This window comes from Streptomyces sp. NPDC038707 (assembly GCF_040636485.1).
GTDB lineage: Bacteria > Actinomycetota > Actinomycetes > Streptomycetales > Streptomycetaceae > Streptomyces.
The window spans coordinates 288,271-306,579 of record NZ_JBEZUP010000005.1 but is presented as its reverse complement, the minus strand read 5'-3'; the positions used below and the strand labels follow the sequence as shown (position 1 = coordinate 306,579).

The 18,309-nt window shown below is 72.7% G+C and carries 14 protein-coding genes; 9 read left to right on the top strand and 5 right to left on the bottom strand.

Features of this window, described 5'->3' with window-relative positions:
* Positions 1-664 precede the first annotated feature (664 nt).
* Complete coding sequence (locus tag AB0E62_RS10130) at positions 665-1,474, bottom strand: GntR family transcriptional regulator (protein ID WP_362190636.1); 810 nt, start codon at positions 1,472-1,474, stop codon at positions 665-667.
* Between the two features lie 304 nt (positions 1,475-1,778).
* Here AB0E62_RS10130 and AB0E62_RS10125 point away from each other — a divergent pair, with 304 nt between their 5' ends.
* The 9 genes from AB0E62_RS10125 (at position 1,779) to AB0E62_RS10085 (ending at position 11,839) form a co-directional block, all read left to right on the top strand.
* Positions 1,779-3,056, top strand: coding sequence for an extracellular solute-binding protein (locus AB0E62_RS10125; RefSeq protein WP_362190634.1), 1,278 nt, complete (start codon positions 1,779-1,781; stop codon positions 3,054-3,056).
* A 105-nt stretch (positions 3,057-3,161) separates the two neighbouring features.
* Positions 3,162-4,160, top strand: coding sequence for a sugar ABC transporter permease (locus tag AB0E62_RS10120; RefSeq protein WP_362190632.1), 999 nt, complete (start codon positions 3,162-3,164; stop codon positions 4,158-4,160).
* Positions 4,157-4,987: a carbohydrate ABC transporter permease gene (locus AB0E62_RS10115; RefSeq protein ID WP_362190630.1), complete on the top strand. Its 831-nt coding sequence runs from the start codon at positions 4,157-4,159 to the stop codon at positions 4,985-4,987. Before AB0E62_RS10120 ends, AB0E62_RS10115 begins: the two co-directional genes overlap by 4 nt.
* Before the next feature lie 7 nt (positions 4,988-4,994).
* The gene (locus AB0E62_RS10110) at positions 4,995-6,482 is read left to right on the top strand and encodes a glycoside hydrolase family 3 protein (RefSeq protein WP_362190628.1); all 1,488 of its coding nucleotides are present in this window, start codon (positions 4,995-4,997) and stop codon (positions 6,480-6,482) included.
* Between the two features lie 159 nt (positions 6,483-6,641).
* The gene (locus AB0E62_RS10105) at positions 6,642-7,673 is read left to right on the top strand and encodes a phytanoyl-CoA dioxygenase family protein (RefSeq protein ID WP_362190626.1); all 1,032 of its coding nucleotides are present in this window, start codon (positions 6,642-6,644) and stop codon (positions 7,671-7,673) included.
* The gene (locus AB0E62_RS10100) at positions 7,670-8,962 is read left to right on the top strand and encodes a DUF6271 family protein (RefSeq protein WP_362190624.1); all 1,293 of its coding nucleotides are present in this window, start codon (positions 7,670-7,672) and stop codon (positions 8,960-8,962) included. Before AB0E62_RS10105 ends, AB0E62_RS10100 begins: the two co-directional genes overlap by 4 nt.
* Positions 8,959-10,146, top strand: coding sequence for a type III PLP-dependent enzyme (locus tag AB0E62_RS10095; RefSeq protein WP_362190622.1), 1,188 nt, complete (start codon positions 8,959-8,961; stop codon positions 10,144-10,146). The genes AB0E62_RS10100 and AB0E62_RS10095 overlap by 4 nt, the downstream gene beginning before the upstream one ends.
* The gene (locus AB0E62_RS10090) at positions 10,143-10,664 is read left to right on the top strand and encodes a GNAT family N-acetyltransferase (RefSeq protein WP_362190620.1); all 522 of its coding nucleotides are present in this window, start codon (positions 10,143-10,145) and stop codon (positions 10,662-10,664) included. The genes AB0E62_RS10095 and AB0E62_RS10090 overlap by 4 nt, the downstream gene beginning before the upstream one ends.
* Positions 10,664-11,839 (top strand): MFS transporter, encoded by a 1,176-nt coding sequence (locus tag AB0E62_RS10085; RefSeq protein ID WP_362190618.1) that lies wholly within the window; start codon positions 10,664-10,666, stop codon positions 11,837-11,839. Before AB0E62_RS10090 ends, AB0E62_RS10085 begins: the two co-directional genes overlap by 1 nt.
* A gap of 15 nt (positions 11,840-11,854) precedes the next feature.
* Here AB0E62_RS10085 and sbnA read toward each other — a convergent pair whose 3' ends face one another.
* The 4 genes from sbnA to AB0E62_RS10065 are packed head-to-tail and all read right to left on the bottom strand — an operon-like array spanning position 11,855 to position 18,305.
* The gene (gene sbnA, locus AB0E62_RS10080; protein WP_362190616.1) at positions 11,855-12,880 is read right to left on the bottom strand and encodes a 2,3-diaminopropionate biosynthesis protein SbnA; all 1,026 of its coding nucleotides are present in this window, start codon (positions 12,878-12,880) and stop codon (positions 11,855-11,857) included.
* Between the two features lie 37 nt (positions 12,881-12,917).
* Entirely contained in the window at positions 12,918-13,988 is a 1,071-nt protein-coding gene (gene sbnB / locus AB0E62_RS10075) for a 2,3-diaminopropionate biosynthesis protein SbnB (protein ID WP_362190614.1), read from the bottom strand.
* Positions 13,985-14,989 carry a TauD/TfdA family dioxygenase gene (locus AB0E62_RS10070; protein WP_362190612.1) on the bottom strand — a complete coding sequence of 335 codons (1,005 nt, stop codon included), beginning with the start codon at positions 14,987-14,989 and terminating at the stop codon, positions 13,985-13,987. Before AB0E62_RS10070 ends, sbnB begins: the two co-directional genes overlap by 4 nt.
* Before the next feature lie 40 nt (positions 14,990-15,029).
* On the bottom strand, positions 15,030-18,305 hold the full coding sequence (locus AB0E62_RS10065; protein WP_362190610.1) for an amino acid adenylation domain-containing protein: 3,276 nt from the start codon (positions 18,303-18,305) through the stop codon (positions 15,030-15,032).
* Positions 18,306-18,309 lie beyond the last annotated feature (4 nt).

The following is an 18,309-nucleotide window of genomic DNA, read 5'->3' as shown; positions in this document are numbered from 1 at the left end:
GGGCGTGGCTCCGCGGGTTGTGGGTCTGTTCGCGTCCGGCGGCCGGTGCGGCGGTGGGTGTTTCGCCGCTGCGGGGTCCGTGCGGGTCCGGTGGCTCATGGCCGTTGCCTGTCGGTTCGGAGGTTGTTCCGGTCCGGCGTCGGGGGGCGTGGCTCCGCGGGTTGTGGGTCTGTTCGCGTCCGGCGGCCGGTGCGGCGGTGGGTGTTTCGCCGCTGCGGGGTCCGTGCGGGTCCGGTGGCTTATGGCCGTTCCCTGTCGGTTCGGAGGCTGTTCCGGTACGGCGCCGGGGGGAGCGTCGGCCCCGCCGGTTCTGGGTCGGCCCGCGTCCGGCGCGGCGGCGGGTGCTTCGCCGCCCCGTCCACGCCGGTCAGGGCCGTCCGTCAACCCCGCCCGGTCCACAGCCGTCAGGGCCGACCTGTGTGCCCCGCCCGGTCCACAGCCGTCAGGGCTGATCCGTGTGCCCCGCCCGGTTCGGAGCCGTCAGGGCTGACCTGTGTGCCCCCGCCCGGTCCACAGCCGTCAGGGCTGACCTGTGCGCCCCGCCCGGTTCGGAGCCGTCAAGGCTGATCCGTGTGCCCCGCGGCTCACCGTCCGTCAGGGCCGGCGGGCGTTCCCCGCCGGGTCACCGTTGCGCGGTCGGCCGGGGCTGTCCCGTTCCGCCGGTTCACAGCCCTTCCCGCTCCGGCGGGGCCGTTCCGCGCCGGACCAGGGTGCCGCCCGGCCGGCGCAGGGCGGCGACGAACTTGTAGCGGGAGCCGCGGTAGACCGAGCGCACCCACTCCACCGGGATGCCCTCCGCGTCCCGTGAGTGCCGGGACAGGAGCAGCATCGGCAGCCCCACGTCGGTGGCCAGCAACTGCGCCTCGCGCGGGGTGGACAGCGAGGTCTCGATGGTCTCGTCCGCCTCGGCCAGATGGACGCCGTAGACCTCCGCGAGCGCCGTGTACAGCGACGGGTAGACGGCCAGCGAGCGGCGCAGGCCGGGAAAGCGCCGCACCGACAGGTGGGTCGTCTCGATGGCCATCGGGTCGCCGCTGGCCAGCCGCAGCCGCTCGATGCGCAGCACCCGTTCGCCGGTCGCGATGCCGAGCAGGCCCGCCAGCTGCTCGTCGGCGGGCACCTCCCCGATGTCCAGCACCTGCGAGGCCGGGGTGAGGCCCTGGGCGCGCATGTCCTCGGTGTGCGAGGTGAGCTGGAGCGTGCGGTACAGCTTGGGCTGGGCGACGAAGGTGCCCTTGCCCTGGATCCGGTCGAGCCGGCCCTCGCCGACGAGTTCCTGCAGCGCCTGCCGCACGGTGGTCCGGGAGGTGTCGAACCGGACCGCGAGCAGCCGTTCGGCGGGCATGGCCGACCCGGGTTGCAGCGCTTCGGCCATCGCCAGGAGCTGCTGCTTGATCCGGTAGTACTTCGGCACACGCGCGGTGCGGCCGGGCGCCCCCCGGTGCGGATGGGCGCTGCTGACGTCGGTGGTCATGCCTGCCTTCCCGGCTGTGTCGATGGGCTCCCGTTATAGCGACCAACTCCCTTATGGTCTAGTCCAACTGAACGGTCCGGGGCGAAAGGGACGGAACGCGGAGGGACGCACTCCGGTGACTTTCTCGTAACGGCCCGGACCGGCTTCCCGAACCACCCTTGACACTCCAAAAGGTCTAGGCCAAGCTCCACCGTACTGGTCTACACCATTAGTGACCAGGTCCCGAGCCCTACGTGCAACAGCGTCGTACCGCAGGTCACCGCCGAGGGCGTGGGGGGTTAGTGGCATCCCTGAGGAGGGTGGCGTGAAGCGCAAGCTTGCGGCCGCGATCGTGATCGCGGGCATGATGGTCTCCGTGTCGGCGTGCGGAGGGGACGACGGCGACGAGGGCAAGAAGGCGGGGCCGGACAGCTTCAAGGGGGAGACGCTCACCGTCTGGGCGATGGACGGCTCCACCCCGGACCAGTGGGTCAAGGACGTGTCGGCCGCCTTCGAGAAGAAGACCGGCGCCAAGGTGAAGTTCGAGACCCAGAAGTGGGACGGGATCCAGCAGAAGATCACCACCGCCCTCTCCGAGTCCACCCCGCCGGACGTGCTCGAGGTCGGCAACACCCAGACCCCGGCCTACGCGGCCACCGGCGGCCTCGCCGAGCTCGCCGACCTGAAGCAGGAGATCGGCGCCGACTGGACGCCGTCGGTCTCGCAGTCCTCCGTCTACGACGGCAAGCAGTACGCCGCGCCCTGGTACTTCACCAGCCGTGTGGTCATCTACAACAAGAAGATCTGGGCCAAGGCCGGCCTGAAGGACGTCCCCAAGACCCGGGAGGAGTTCTTCAAGGACCTGGAGGCCATCGACAAGAAGACCGACGCCGAGCCGATCTACCTGCCCGGCCAGAACTGGTACTTCTTCGACGGCCTGACCATCGGCCAGGGCGCCGACCTGGTGAAGAAGCAGGGCGACAAGTACGTCTCCAACCTCGGTGACCCGAAGGTCTCCAAGGCCATGGAGATCTACAAGAAGTACGCCTCGTACTCCCAGGCCCCCAAGGACAAGGACGAGGCCACCCCGCAGCAGGCCGAGGTGTTCGCCAAGGGCAAGACCGGCGCCTTCATCGGCATGGGCTGGGAGGCGGCCACCGCGATCAACGCCAACAAGGCCATCGAGAAGGACCTCGGTTACTTCCCGATCCCCGGTGAGACCGCGGACAAGCCCGAGAGCGTCTTCCTCGGCGGCTCCAACCTCGCCGTCGCCGCGGGCAGCAAGAAGCAGGCCCTGGCCAAGGAGTTCCTGAAGATCGCGCTGTCCGACCAGTACGAGGGCGAACTCGCCAAGCTCAACGGCGTCATCCCGAACAAGAAGGCGCTGGAGACCAACCTCAAGGGCAACGAGGTCGCCGAGGCCATCGCCCCGGGCGCCGCGGTCGGCGGCACCACCCCGCTGATCCCCGAGTGGGGCGCGGTGGAGAACACCCCCAACCCGATCAAGTCCTACATGACGGCCGTGCTGAACGGCAAGTCCCCGGCCGAGGCCGCCAAGCAGGTCGAGGGCGAGATCAACAAGCGCCTGGCCCAGGAGAACTGATCACCCTGCCGGGGGCGCCACGACAGGGCGCCCCCGGCCCACGCCTGCGCCGTGCCACGGGCACGGCCCCGGTGTTTCGTACGGCCACGGAAGAGATGGCAACTCATGTCAGTGCAGACCGAAGGCACGGACACGGCCGGGGAGCCCGCTGTCCGCAAGGCCCGGGTGCCGGCCTCGCCGCGAGGTGACGACCGCACCTCCGGAGCCCCGTCCCGGCGCCAAGCCGCCGCCCCCTACCTGCTCCTGCTGCCCGCGCTGCTGGCCACCCTGGTGCTGCTCGGCTGGCCGCTGCTGAAGAACGGCATGCTGTCGTTCCAGAACCTGAACCCGCGGCAGCTCATCCAGCACCTCACCGAGTGGAACGGCGTCGACAACTACCAGGAGGTGCTGTCCGCCGGGGAGTTCTGGCGCGTCGTCGAGCGCTCCGTCTTCTTCACCGCCGTCAACGTCATCCTGATCATGGTGCTCGGCACCCTGATCGGGCTGCTGCTGGCCCGGCTCGGCAAGCGGATGCGGCTGCTGCTCCTGCTCGGCCTCGTGCTCGCCTGGGCCATGCCGATCATCGCGGCCACCACCGTCTACAAGTGGCTGTTCGCCCAGCGCTTCGGCGTCGTCAACTGGGTGCTGGACAAGCTCGGCTGGCACTCGATGGCCGACCACAACTGGCTGGAGACCCAGTTCTCCACCTTCGCCGTGGTCACCCTGCTGCTCGTGTGGCAGTCCATCCCCTTCGTGGCGATCAACCTCTACGCCGCCACCACCACGATCCCCCGGGAGCTGTACGAGGCCGCCGCCCTGGACGGCGCCGGCGCCTGGAAGGGCTTCACCTCCGTGACCCTGCCCTTCCTGCGGCCGTTCCTGTACGCCACGACGTTCCTCGAAGTCATCTGGATCTTCAAGGCGTTCCCGCAGATCTTCGCGATGAACGAGGGCGGCCCGGACCACCTCACCGAGACCCTGCCGATCTACGCCTATGTGGAGGGCGTCGGCAACCAGCACTTCGGACTCGGCGCGGCGATCTCCTTCCTGACCATCGTGGTGCTGCTCGTCATCACCTCGTACTACCTGCGCATGGTGCTCAAGCAAGAGGAGGACGAGCTGTGAAGCGCTCGCTCTTCGGCCGTTTCTGGCCCAACGCGACCGCCGTCGTCCTCTTCGTCGGCTTCGCGTTCCCCGTGTACTGGATGTTCGCCACGGCCTTCAAGCCGACCGGTGACATCATCTCCGACGACCCGGTGTGGTTCCCGACCGACGCCACCCTGGAGCACTTCAAGACGGCCGTCGACGCCGACCACTTCTGGACCCTGGTCCTCAACTCGGTCACCGTCACGGTGCTGTCGGTCGTCTTCTCGCTCGTCATCGCCCTGTTCGCGGCCTTCGCCCTGACCCGGATGCGGTTCAAGGGCCGGCGCGGTCTCATCGTGACGTTCATGCTGGCGCAGATGGCTCCCTGGGAAGTCCTCATCATCGCCATGTACATGATCGTCCGGGACAACGACATGCTCGACAGCCTGGTCCCGCTCACCGCCTTCTACACGATGATGGTGCTGCCGCTGACCATCCTGACGTTGCGCGGCTACATCGCCGCGGTGCCCAAGGAACTGGAGGAGTCGGCGATGGTCGACGGGTGCACCCGCCCGCAGGCCTTCGTGAAGGTCATCTTCCCGCTGCTCGCGCCCGGCCTGATGGCGACCTCGCTGTTCGGCTTCATCACCGCCTGGAACGAGTTCCCGCTCGTCCTGATCCTCAACAAGTCCGCCGAGAAGCAGACCCTGCCGCTGTGGCTGTCGCAGTTCCAGACCGCCTTCGGCGACGACTGGGGCGCCACCATGGCCGCCTCGTCCCTCTTCGCGCTGCCCATCCTGATCCTCTTCATCTTCCTGCAACGCAAGGCTGTCAGCGGTCTGACCGACGGCGCCGTGAAGGGATGACGCCCCGATGACCATCCTCGCCCCAGGCACCGACACGCTCACCCGCAACGCCCTCGCGGTGCTCCAGCCCGGCTTCGACGGCACCACCGCCCCCGACTGGGTGCGCCGCCGCATCGACGAGGGCCTGGCCTCCGTCGCCCTGTTCGGCCGCAACGTCGTCAGCGAGGACCAGGTCACCGCGCTCACCGCGCAACTGCGCGCCGGACGCGACGACCTGCTCATCGCCATCGACGAGGAGAGCGGCGACGTCACCCGCCTCGACGTGCGCACCGGCTCCGCCTTCCCCGGCAACCTCGCCCTCGGCGCCGTGGACGACCCCGGCCTCACCCGGGCCGTCTCCCGCGAACTGGGCCGCCGCCTGGCCGCCTGCGGGGTCACCTTCGACTGGGCGCCCTCCGCCGACGTCAACGCCAACCCCGACAACCCGGTCATCGGCGTCCGTTCCTTCGGCGCGAGCCCCGACCTGGTTGCCCGGCACACCGCCGCCTGGGTCGAGGGCCTCCAGTCCACCGGCGTCGCCGCCTGCACCAAGCACTTCCCCGGCCACGGCGACACCAACGTCGACTCCCACCACGCCGTCCCCCGCATCGACGTCGACGCCGACACCCTCTACGAGCGCGAACTGCCCCCGTTCCGCGCGGCCATCGCCGCCGGCACCCGGGCGATCATGAGCGCCCACATCCTGGTGCCGGCCCTCGACCCGGACCGCCCCGGCACCCTGTCCCCGCGCATCCTCACCGACCTGCTGCGCGGCGAACTCGGCTACCAGGGCCTGATCGTCACCGACGGCATCGAGATGCGCGCGATCTCCGGCACCTACGGCCTGGAGAACGGTGTGGTCCTCGCCATCGCGGCCGGTGCCGACGCCATCTGCGTGGGCGGCGGACTGTGCGACGAGGGCACCGTGCTCAGGCTGCGGGACGCGCTCGTCGCCGCCGTGCGCTCCGGCGAACTGCCCGAGGAACGGCTCGCCGACGCCGCCGCCCGGGTGCGCGACCTGGCCGCCTGGACCGCCGCGCACCGCGGTGACGCCGCGCGGACCGCGCCCGAGCCGGAGATCGGCCTGGTCGCGGCCCGCCGCGCGCTGACCGTGACCCGCGCGGGCGCCGCCGCACCGGTCACCGCACCGGTGTACGTCGCCCAGTTCAACCCGGCCCCCAACATCGCCGTCGGCGACCAGACCCCGTGGGGCGTCGCCGACGGACTGGAGCGGCTGCTGCCCGGCAGCACGTCCGGCGTCTTCACCGGCGAGGACGCCGGAGCCGCCGCCCTCGCCGCGGCCGGCGGACGCCGGATCGTCGCCGTGGTCCGCGACGAACACCGTCACCCCTGGATGCGCTCCGCGCTCGACACCCTGCTCGCCGCCCGGCCCGACACCGTCGTGGTCGAGATGGGCCTGCCGCAGGCCCCGCCGCGAGGTGCCCTGCACCTCGCCACCCACGGCGCCGCCCGCGTCTGCGGAGCGGCCGCCGCCGAAGCCGTCCTCGCCGGCTGACCTCCTCACCCCGGGCCGCCCGCCCTCACCGGCGGGCGGCCCCCTCCGTGCCTTCCTCGCGAACCGGTGGCCTTTTCACGCCCTGACACATGCCACCGGCACATGTCTCACGTCCGACCCGCAGGTGTTGTCGTCCCGATCACCCCGGAGTGTGAACGCATGCACGAGCCCGCCCCCTACCTCCACCGAGCGGCGACCGGCCGCCCCTACTTCAGCGCCGACGGCGAGACCTACCTCGCCCCGACCCCGCTGCGCGACCTGAAGAAGACCGAGCCCCTGCGCGTCCTGTCCGAGGACGACTTCGCGTTCTGGCAGACGTACGGCTACGTCGTCGTCCGCGAGGCCATCACCCCCGGGGAGGCCAAGGCCCTGCTCGACTTCGCCTGGGAGTTCCAGGGCCTCGACCCCGACCGCCCCGACACCTGGTACGAGGAACCCGAGTTCCGCTCCGAACTCGACCGCCACCTGTACATCTACGGCTTCGTGGAGGCCTACCACCACCAGCTGATCTGGGACAGCCGGCAGAACCAGCGGGTCTACGACGCCTTCGTCGACGTCTGGGACAGCCCCGAACTGTGGGTCACCCTGGACCGGCTCAACCTCAACCCGCCCAACAGGCACACCCGTTCGCGCTCCCTGATCGAACCCACCGACGAGGGCTTCGACATCGAGCTGCACTGGGACGTCGACTCCACCCGCGCCGTGCTGCCGCAGCGCGTCCAGGGCATCATCGCGCTCACCGGCACCCGGCCCGAACTCGGCGGCTTCCAGTGCGCGCCGGAACTCTTCCGCCGCTTCGAGGAGTGGCGCCTCGCCCAGCCACCCGGCCGCGACCCGGTCCGCCCCGCGGTCGACCGCGCCGAGTTCCCGGTGGTCCGCCCCGACCTCCAGCCCGGCGACCTGCTGATCTTCAACGGGATGCTCGCCCACGGCGTGGCACCCAACCTCTCTGACAACGCTGTCCGGGCCGTGCAGTACCTGTCGATGATGCCCGCCCTGGAGGAGCACACCACCCTGCGCGACTCCCGCGTGCACTCCTGGCGCACCCTGGACACCCCCGACTGGAACGCCACCCTGCTCGGCGACGCCCGTCGGCCGGAGGCCCTGCGCTACGGCCCCGCCGACCTGAACGGCCTGGGACGCAAGCTGCTGGGGCTCGACTCCTGGGCCGCCGCGGAAGGGGACCGGTGAACCGCGTCTGCCTCGCCCTGCCCACCAACCGCGCCTGCTCCGCCACCATCACCGCCCTGCACGCCGAAGCCGCCTACGCCGTACGGCACTTCGGCGCCGACGTCCAGCTGCTGATCCTGGACTCCGCCGACGACCGCACCCGGACCGCCCACGCGGACACCGTCGCCGCGCTGCCCCCGGAACCGGGCGTGACCGTGCACCACCTCGACGAGGAACACCAGCGCGCCTGGCTGCGCCGGACGGTCCGGCGTTCCGGACTGCCCGAGCCGGACCGGCTGCTCGACCTCATGCTCCCGCCCGCCGTCTCCTACGGCGCCTGCACCAACCGCGCCTTCCTGCTGGCCGCCTCCCTCGGCTGCCACTCCGTGCACCGCAGGGACTCCGACAGCACCTACCAGGTCCACGCCGGGCGGCCGGTGTTCCCCGTCCACCACGAACTGCCCTGGCTCGGCCGCCCGGCCGCCGAGGCGGCGGCAGCGGTCACCCGCACCGACCTCGGCCCGGCCCTCGCCCACCGCCCCGTCTCCCTGGCCGGAGCCTCCTTCATCGGCGAACTCTCCGTCGACATCGCGGAGATACGACGCCTGGACGAGGGCGTCTACCACGACGTGGTCGGCCTCTGGGCACCCGGCGACTGGCCCGAGGACCGCCGCCGCGCACTGGTCGAGGAGTCCTTCACCGGCGCGGGCACCGACCCCTTCACCGGGGACCGCTCGACCCTCACCGTGGTCGACCCCATGCGCGTCGACATGTGCAACGTCGCCTTCGACCGGGCCGTGTACGAACGGGTCCCGCTGCCGCCCGCCACCGACACCATCGGCAGCGACTACTTCCTCCTCCACCTGGTCCACGACGCGGGCCTGCCCGGCATCCTGCACAACCGCCACATCGAGAACTTCCACACCCCCGAACGCCGCACCGACACCGGCTTCCCCGCCTACCAGCGGCGGTTCGTCAAGTTCCTGCTGTCGATGCTCCACTTCCACCACGTCTACGACCGCATGGCCGCGGAGGGCTCCGCCGGCCTGCTCGACCCCGCCCACCGGGTCCGCCCCGACCGGATCGCACGGCTGGCGCGCGAGAGCACGGCCCTGGACCGCACCGAGAACATCTGGCGCCTGGACCGAGTGGAGACGGCGTACCGCAAACTGGGCGGCAGATACGCGCGGTTCGCCGACGAACTCGCCGGACAGCGCGGCGAGTTGCTGGACCAGGCGGCACGGGACATGGACGACTTCGCCTTCCTGACGGAGGCATGGCCGTCCCTGATCGAAGCGGCCCGCACATGAGTGCCCCGAAGCTCCCGGGCACCCGCCCGGGCGCACCCACGACCGACCACATCCTCTACGACCTCACCGGCATAGAGCACCAGTACGACACCCTGCTCAGCGAACTGCCCGGAACAGACATCCGCTTCGCCCTCAAGGCCTGCCCGGTCGACGAAGTCCTCCGCTGCCTCGCGGAGCGCGGCGCCGGTTTCGACACCGCGAGCCCCGCCGAGATCCGCCAGGCGCTGCGAGCCGGGGCACCGCCCCACCGCATCCACTACGGCAACACGATCAAGTCCGACCACGACATCGCCGAGGCCCACCGCCTGGGGGTCCGCACGTTCGCCACCGACAGCCTCGAGGACGTCACCGCGATCGCCGGACACGCCCCCGGTGCCCGCGTGTTCTGCCGGCTGGCCACCAGTGGCGAGGGCGCCCTGTGGGGCCTGAACCGCAAGTTCGGCTGCGGCCCCGACGACGCCGTCCGGATCATGACCGCCGCCCGCGCGGCCGGTCTCGTCCCGGCCGGCCTGTCCGTGCACGTCGGCTCCCAGCAGCTGACCGGCGAGGCCTGGCAGCAGGCCCTGGACACCCTCGCGCAGACGCTGACGGCGCTGGCCCGGCGGGGGATCGTACCGGACCACGTCAACCTCGGCGGCGGCCTGCCCGCGCTCGGTTACCGGGACCGGCGCGGCACCCCGCTCGACCCGCCGCTGGACAAGATGTTCGCCGTGCTCCGCGAGGGCATGGAACGCCTGACCGGCCTGGCCGCCGCCCCGCTCCGGTTCGTCCTGGAGCCGGGCCGGCACCTGGTCGCCGACCACGGGGCCGTCCGGGCGCACGTGGTCCGGCTGACCGAGCGGACCGGGCCGGACGGCGGGCCCGCCCGCTGGCTGTACCTGAGCGTGGGCAAGTTCAACGGCCTGTACGAGATGGACCAGGTGACGCACCCGATGGTCTTCCCGGGGCGGGAGGCCGAGGAACACGTCCCCGCCGTCGTCGCGGGCCCCACCTGCGACAGCGACGACGCCTACGGCGGCGGCCGGCACCCGGTGTCCGTCCCCCGCACCCTCGCCCCCGGCGACCCGGTGTGGATCCTCTCCGCCGGCGCCTACGCCCCCAGTTACACGACCCAGGGCTTCAACGGCATCCCCCCGCTGCCGTGCGTGTGCGTACGCGGCCCGGAAGGACTTCCCCTGACATGACCGACCTCATACGGGGCATCACCGAGGCCGACTGGCCCGCCCTGGCCGCCCTGGAGAGCGAGGCGTACGCGGAGCTCTCCCTCGCCGAGGGCGAGGACCTGCTGCGCTCCCGTGCCCGCGCCTCGGCCGGCACCTGCTTCGTCCTCGAACGCGACGGCCGGCTCGCCGGCTACGTCCTCGCCCTGCCCTACCCGCGGTTCCGCTGCCCCGTGCTGGGCAGCCCGGAACCGGCCGTCCACGACAGCGCCAACCTCCACCTGCACGACCTCGTCGTCAGCACCCCGCTGCGCCGGCGGGGACTCGGCACCCGCCTGGCGCGCCACCTCACCGGGGCCGCCCGGGCGCGCGGCTTCGCCACCCTCTCGCTCGTCGCCGTCGGCGGCAAGGAGACGTTCTGGCGCGCCCACGGCTACCGCACCCACCCGTCGGCCCCGGTTCCGCCCGAGTACGGCCCGGGCGCGGTCTACATGTCGGCGCCCGTGACCGCCCTGGCCCGGCCGCACCGGGAGGCGGTGTGATGCCCGCCCGGTCCTTCGCGCGCGCCAAGTGGTCGATCGCCGCGCTGTTCTGCTTCCTCGGCTTCCAGTACGGCACCTGGATCGCCCGCCTGCCCGCGCTGAAGACCCGGCTGGACCTCGGCGCCGGCGAGGTGGGGCTGCTGCTGATGGCCTGCGGGGCGGGCGCGGCGGTGTCCTTCCCGCTGGTCGCCGTGCTGATGCGGCGGCTCGGCTCGCGGCGGCTGTCCTTGCTGTCCGCCGCCGCCCTGATCGCCGTACTGGCCGCCCTGTGCGCCGTACCGAACTACCCGCTGGCGCTGCTCGCCGTCGCCGCCGACGGGGTCGCGGTCGGCTGCCTGAACGTCGCCATGAACGCGCAGGGCGCCGCGCTGGAGAAGGCGTACGACCGCACCGCGATGTCCCAGCTGCACGCCACCTTCAGCGCCGGGCTGCTCGCCGCCGCCCTGCTGGCCTCCGGCTGCACCGCCCTCACCGGGTCCGTCCCGGCCCATTTCGCGGTCGCGGGCGCGCTGCTGCTGCTCCTGCTCGCCGTCGCCCGGCCGGGCCTGCTGGCGCACGAGGAGCCCGTCCCGGCCGCCGGGGGCGACGCAGCCGAGCGGACGGCCCGGCGCGGGCTGCCGTCCGGTACGACGCTGCTCATGGGGTGTGCCATGGCGTTCGGCACGATCACCGAGGGCGCGATGAACGACTGGTCGACGCTCTACCTGAAGGACGTCGTCCGGGCGTCGGCCAGTGTCGCGCCGCTCGGCATCGCGGTCGTCTCCGTGATGATGCTGCTGGCCCGGATGCTTGCGGACCGCTGGCGCACCCGCTGGGGCGACGGAGCGGTGGTGCGCACCGGCAGCGCGGTGGCCGCCGTCGGCCTGGCCCTCGCGCTGGCGGCCCAGGGAGTGGTGCCCACACTGCTCGGCTTCGCCTGCGTCGGCCTCGGCGCCGCCGCCATCACCCCGTGCGTGTACGTGGCGGCGGCCGGGCAGGGCCCGGACGCCCTCGCCCTGGTCGCCGCGATGGGCACCACCGGGCTGCTGGGCGGCCCGGCCCTGATCGGCTTCGTGGCGAGTGCGGTGAACCTCACCCTGGGCATGGCCACGGTGGCGGTCTCCGCCCTGATCGTGACGGCGACCGCCTTCCGGATCCCGTGGCGGGCCCGCGGCACCGCACTCGCCGAGAGCTGAGCGGAACACGGGCCCCTAGGGTCTGCGGCGGCGGCCCGGTGCGCGGGGTGCCGGGTCGTCGTCCCAGGCCGGGGGCTCCAGCCCGGCCGGGTCCAGCAACTCCTCGCCGTACAGGTCCTGGAGCCAATTGGTCTGGTACACGGTGTCCAGGTAGCGCTCGCCGAGGTCGGGGGCGATGGCCACCGCGGTCAGCTCCCGGGCGTCCTGCCGGGCCAGCCACTCCGTGGCGGCGCTGACCACCGTCCCCGTGGAGCCGCCGAACAGGAAGCCGCGCCGGGCCAGCCGGTGGCAGGTGCGGATGGTGTCCGCCTCCTCCACCCGGATCACCTCGTCGACGTAGGACTCGTCCAGCAGCGGCGGGCGCATGCTCATGCCCAGGCCGGGGATCATCCGGCGGCCGGGCGGGCCGCCGAAGGCGACCGACCCCATGCTGTCCACGGCGACGATCCGCACCGGCCGGTGCCACTCGCGGAACCAGCGCGCGCAGCCCATCAGGGTCCCGGCGGTGCCCGTCCCGACGAACAGCACGTCCAGGCCCGGGAAGTGACCGGCGATCTCCGGCGCGGTGGTGCGGTAGTGCGCCCGCCAGTTGCCCGCGTTGGTGTACTGGCTGAGCCACACGTACCGGTCGTCCGAGGCGCACAGCGCACGCAGGTACTCCAGCCGGGTGCCGAGGAAGCCGCCGTTCTCGTCCAGGTCGGTCACCACGTGCACATGGCTGCCGAGGGCCTCCATCAGGAGCTTGGTCGACAGGTTGCACCGGGGGTCCGTCACACACAGGAACCGGTAGCCCTTGCTGGCGGCGATCATGCTGAGCGCGACGCCCAGGTTGCCGGAGGAGGACTCGACCAGGACGGAGTCCGGCTTCAGGCTTCCGTCCCGCTCGGCGCTCTCCACCATCTCGTTCGCGGCCTTCAGTTTGATGGAGCCGGCGAAATTGAAACCCTCGCACTTGAGGTAGAGGCGGTATCCGACTATCGACTCCAGATCGACGAAGAGGCTCCCTTCGTTGAACGCGTGGGGAGCGGTGATCACGGGCACGGCGGGCCTCCTGTTGCCAGGGCGGGGGGAAACGGCCTCAGCCGTACCGGCGCAGGTCGTGGAAGAAGTCGTCGACGAGGCGGAGGTCGCCCGCCCGCGCGATCTGGTCGTACACGTACTTGCCGACGGCCAGGTCGAGGACGCCGAGGCCGAAGGGGGAGAAGATCACCGGCTGGTCGTTCGGGGGCGCGGCCCGGCCCAGCAGCACGTCGTTGAGGGTGCCGTTGAGGAAGTCGCGGTTGCCGGTGCGCTGCTCGGCCAGGTGCGGGGAGGTGTCCGCCTTCAGGCAGTGCTCCACGTCGTCCACGAAGTTGGCCGAGGCGAGCAGGACCTCGGGGGCGAGGTCGCGCAGCGAGATGTGCAGGACCAGCGGGTTGTGGTCGAACCACGCGGGGGTGGTGACATGCGGCCGGCCGGCGACGGTGGCGAACACGACCAGGTCGCTGGAGCGGATCAGGCCCTCCGCGCTGTCGTGGACGGTGACCGGCTCGGTGGCGCCGGTCTGCCGCAGGTAGCCGCAGAAGCCCTCGGTGCTGGCGGCGGACAGGTCGTGCACGCCGATCGCCTCGAAGGTCCAGCCGGTGCGGGCCAGGAAGGTGTGGATGTAGCGGGCGATCAGCCCGGTGCCGCAGAACCCGATCCGGGTCGGCCGGGGCCGCTCGCGGCTGAGCCGGTCGGCGGCCAGCGCGGCGGACGCGGCGGTCCTGGTCGCGCTGATGATGGAGCTCTCCAGGCAGGCGAACGGGTAGCCGGTGTCGTGGTCGTTGAGGATGAGCACGGCCGAGGCGCGCGGCAGCCCGGCGTCCACGTTCTCCGGGAAGCTGGAGATCCACTTCAGGCCGTCCACGTGGACGGAGCCGCCGATGGACGCGGGCAGCGCGATGATCCGGGAGGAGGGCCGGTCGGGGAAGCGCAGGAAGTACGACGGCGGATTCACCGACTCGCCGGCGCCGTGCAGCCGGTAGGTGGTCTCGACCAGCTCCACGATCCGTCTCTCGGCCCCTTCCAGGGCCTTCTTGACCTGCTCACCGGGGATCACCGCGAACGTCGGCACGGACGGCGCGCCGGACTCGGCCGCGCGGGCGGTGTGGGGCAGTACGTCGGTCATCGTCCGCTCGCCTCCGGGGTGAAGGAGCCGTCGGCCACCTGCCGCGGCTCGGCCATGGCGACCAGGACCCGCCGCTCACCGGTGAACGGCTCCCTGCTGTGCGCGGTGCGGATGTTGTCCACCAGCAGCAGGTCGCCGGCCTGCCAGGCCTCGCGCCGGGTGTGGTCCTCGTACGTGGCGTTCAGGCGCTCGACGACGTCCGCGCCGATCGGGCTGCCGTCGCCGTAGCAGGTGTTGAACGGCAGACCGTCGGGGCCGTACTCGTCCACCAGGTACTCGCGCACCTCCGGGGCGAGGGTCCACTCGTTGAGGAAGGCGATCTGGTTGAACCAGCAGCGGCGGCCCGTCACCGGGTGCCGGACGACGGCGGCGCGGCGCTGCCGGGTGCGCAGCGAGCCGTCGGCGAGCCAGGTGAAGTCGATGGCGTTGGCTCGGCAGTAGTCCTCGATCGCGGCGCGGTCGGCGGTGCCGAAGGACTCCTCCAGGGAGGCGCCGATCTCGTCGTTGTAGCTGCGGGTCAGCAGCCATCCCTCCTGCTCGAATCGTTTCTTCAGATCGTCGGGCAGCGCCTTCAGGACCTCCTCGGCGTCGGCCACCGCGGTCGCCCCGCCGGACTCGGGCGGGGTCAGGCACGCGAACAGCAGCAGGGCGGGCACCCGCAGCTGGTAGCTCAGCTCGTGGTGCATGCACATCGGCTGGTTGGCCGGCCAGGGCGTGGAGGAGTACAGCCCCGGGCCGACGGCCTCGCGCGGCGCGAACGCCTCCGTCTCCGTCACCGGCTCGCCCGCCAGCCGGGTGAGGACGGCACCGGCCCGCCCGGCGTCCGTCAGGCCGAGGCCGCGTACGAGCAGCGCGCCGTGCTCGGTGACCCGCGCGCGCAGCGCCTCGCGGTGCTCGGCCGCCCAGCGCACGGGGTCGTCCGGCGGCGCGACACGCAGCAGCGCTGGTCTGTCCGGCCGCGGCTCCACGTCGAGCGGTGCTGCCAGGGATGAGGACGGCATCTCGGTTTCCTTTCCAGTCACCCGTCGGTGGGACGGGCCCTCAGGTGGAGGCCAGCGGCACGGCCGCGGTCAGGACGGCCCGCGCCGCCCCGTCCGGGCGCGTGCGCGGGAAGTAGTGGCCCCCGTCGGGCAGCTCGTGCAGCTCGACGCGGTCGGCCAGCAGCCGCCAGTCCCGGTGGCGTTCGGCGTAGCCGGCCGTGTGCGGGTCGTCGGCGGCCACGACCACCGTCACCGGCGCGGACAGCCTCACCCGCGGCGGGGAGGCGAGCGCCGCCAGCAGGTAGCGGTGCGCCGACAGACAGTCGTGCCGGTAGGCGGCGCCGATGTGCTCGGCGTGCCGCTCGTTCAGTTCGGCCAGCTCGGGATAGCCGCTGTCCGTGGCCAGCCGTGCCGCGATCTCCGCGTCACCGCTGCGGGTCAGTGCGTCGACGGCGGCACCGCGCTCGGCGGCGGTGCCCAGCAGCTGGGCGCCGAGGAACACCCGGGTCACCCGCACGCCCCGCCCGGTGAGCCGGCGGGCCGTCTCCAGGGCCGGGGCGGCGCCCGCGGAGTGTCCCCACAGCATGACCCGGGTCAGGCCGCGCGCCATGACCTCGGCGGTGACCCGCTCGGCCACGTCCGTGACCGACGCGAACGGCTCCCGCCGGTCCGCCAGGTCGTGCCCGGGCAGGTCGACGGCGAGGACCGCGAGACCGCTGCCGGCCAGCGCCGCCGCCAGCGGGCGGTAGTTGACCGCGTGGCCGCCCGCGTACGGGAAGCACACCAGCGCGCACTCCGCGGTGCCGTCCGCCTCCGACAGGGGTTGCAGCAGCTCCGGGCGGGTGCGGCCGGCCCCGTCGAGGACGGCGGCCAGGTCGGCGAGGACCGGGTGCCGGGTGATGTCCTTCAGCGACACCGCCCGGTCCAGCGCCACGCTGAGCCGGACGGCCGTCAGCGAGGTGCCCCCGGAGTCGAAGAAGTGGTCCGTGCGGCCGATCCGCTCCTCGGGCACGCCCAGCAGCTCGGCCCACACCGCCGCCAGCCGCCGCTCGGTGGGGCTCAGCGCCTCCCCGTCCCCGGCGGCGCGCTCCGGCGGCGCGGCCGGCTCCGTCCGCTCGGCCAGCGCGGTCAGGGCCTTGCGGTCGGTCTTGCCGTTGGCGGTCAGCGGAAGGCTCTCCTGCCAGTGGAAGGCCGAGGGGACCATGTAGGAGGGCAGGGCCGCCGCGAGCGCCTCGCGCAGCGTCTCCGGCGGGATCCGCCGGCCGGTGTGGAACGCGATCAGGTGCTTGTTGCCGCCGCCCCGCTCGGCGACGACCACCGCGCCGTCGCGCACCCCGGCCACCCGCAGCAGCGTGTTCTCGATCTCGCCGATCTCGATGCGGAACCCGCGGATCTTGACCTGGTTGTCCCGGCGGCCGAGGAACTCCAGCTTGCCCCCGGGGTGCCAGCGGCCCAGGTCGCCGCCCAGGTACAGCCGCTCACCGGGCCGGTACGGATCCGTCCGGTACGCCTCCCGGGTCCGCTCGGGATCGTTCACGTACCCCCGGCCCACGCACACGCCGGAGAACGCGATCAGGCCCGGCGCGCCCAGCGGCACCAGCGCCAGCCGCTCGTCCACGACGTACACGCGGACGTTGTGCACCGCGCGGCCCAGCAGCACCCGCTCCGGCACCCCGGTCAGCACCTCGTGGTTGGTGTCGTCCGAGGTCTCGGTCAGCCCGTAGGCGTTGACCAGCCGGATCCCCGGCAGGAGCGCGAACCAGCGCTGGGTCAGCTCCCGCTTCAGCGCCTCCCCGGTCACCGACACGCACCGCAGGTCCGGCAGCTCGCGCGGGTGCTGCTCCAGGTACGAGACCACCACCTCCAGGTAGGAGGGCACGAGCTGGGCCACGGAGACCCGGCCGCGCACCAGCGTGTCCACGAACCGCTCCACGTCCGTGATCACGTCCTGGCCCACCAGCAGCGTCCGCCCGCCGGTCAGCAGCGCGGACAGCAGCTGCCACAGCGAGATGTCGAAGCACTGCGGGGCGGTCTGCGCCACCACCGACCCCTCGCCGATCCCCAGGTCGTCGATCTTGGCGCACAGGTGGTTGAGCAGGCCCGCGTGCTCGCACATCGCCCCCTTCGGCTCCCCCGTGGAGCCGGAGGTGAAGTAGATGTACGCCAGCCGGCCGGGCTCGGTGCGCAGCCCGGGGTCGGTGTCCGGGTGCGCCTCCGCGTACGCCGTCTCCACCGGCAGCTTCCCGGCGCCGGGTACGGCGGTCAGCGCCTCGTCCAGGTTCCGGGTGCTGCCGGACTCGGTGAGCACCAGCCGGCAGTCCGCGCGGGCCAGCACGGCCGCGATCCGGCCGGCCGGGAAGTGCGGCTCCACGGGCAGATAGACGCCGCCCGCCTTGAACACCGCCAGCGTCGCCGCCAGCCAGTCGAGGTTCCGCTCGGTGACGACGGCGACCACGTCCTCCGGGCCCAGCCCCCGCTCCAGCAGGGCGTGCGCCAGCCGGTTCGCCCGCGCGTTCAGCTCGCCGTACGTCCACGCACGCCCGCCGTGCACGGCGGCCACCCGCTCCGGGTGCGCCCGCGCCCGCCGCTCGAACAGCTCGTGCGCGCGGGCGTCCGGCAGCTCCCGGCGCGGACCCGCCAGCCCCTCCAGCTGCTCGCGCACCTCGTCGGGCGACAGCAGGCTCTGCTGGCCGTGGTCGGTGTCCGGGGCGGCCGCCAGCAGCCCGAGGGCCTTGAGGTGGTAGCCGCCGATCCGGGCGGCGGCACCGGCGTCCAGCACGTCGGTGCGGTACCGCAGCCGCAGGACCAGCCGTCCGCCCCGGTCGTACCAGCGGACGTGCAGCACGCCCTCGTCCGCGTGCGGTCCGCCGGGCGGGACACCGTCGGCGCCCTCCGGACCGAACACCACCTCGTACGGCGGCTCCGTCAGGCCCAGCTCCCGGCGCAGCCCGGCCACCGGGAACTCGCGGTGCGCCAGCAGCTCCGCCTCAGCCCGCCCGGCCGCCGTCACCAGCGCCCGCCAGGACCCCGGCGGGACGGTCAGCCGGCACGGCAGCGGCTCGCCGCGCACCCCGGCGGTGTACCCCGTCACCACCTCCGCCTCGCCGGACAGCGCGGCCAGCACCTTCGCGTGCGCCGCCAGCAGCACCGCGCTCAGCGGGAGCCCGGAGCGCCGCACCAGGGCCCGTACCGCCGACGTCACGTCCTCCGGGACCGCCGTCTCCTGCTCCCGCGTGCCCGGCACCGGCTCCGGGACCCAGCGCGGCACGGCGGTCGCGCCGCCTGCGGTCAGCACCCGGCTCCAGTACTCCCGGCCGGTTTCCACGAGCGTTTCCATCGAT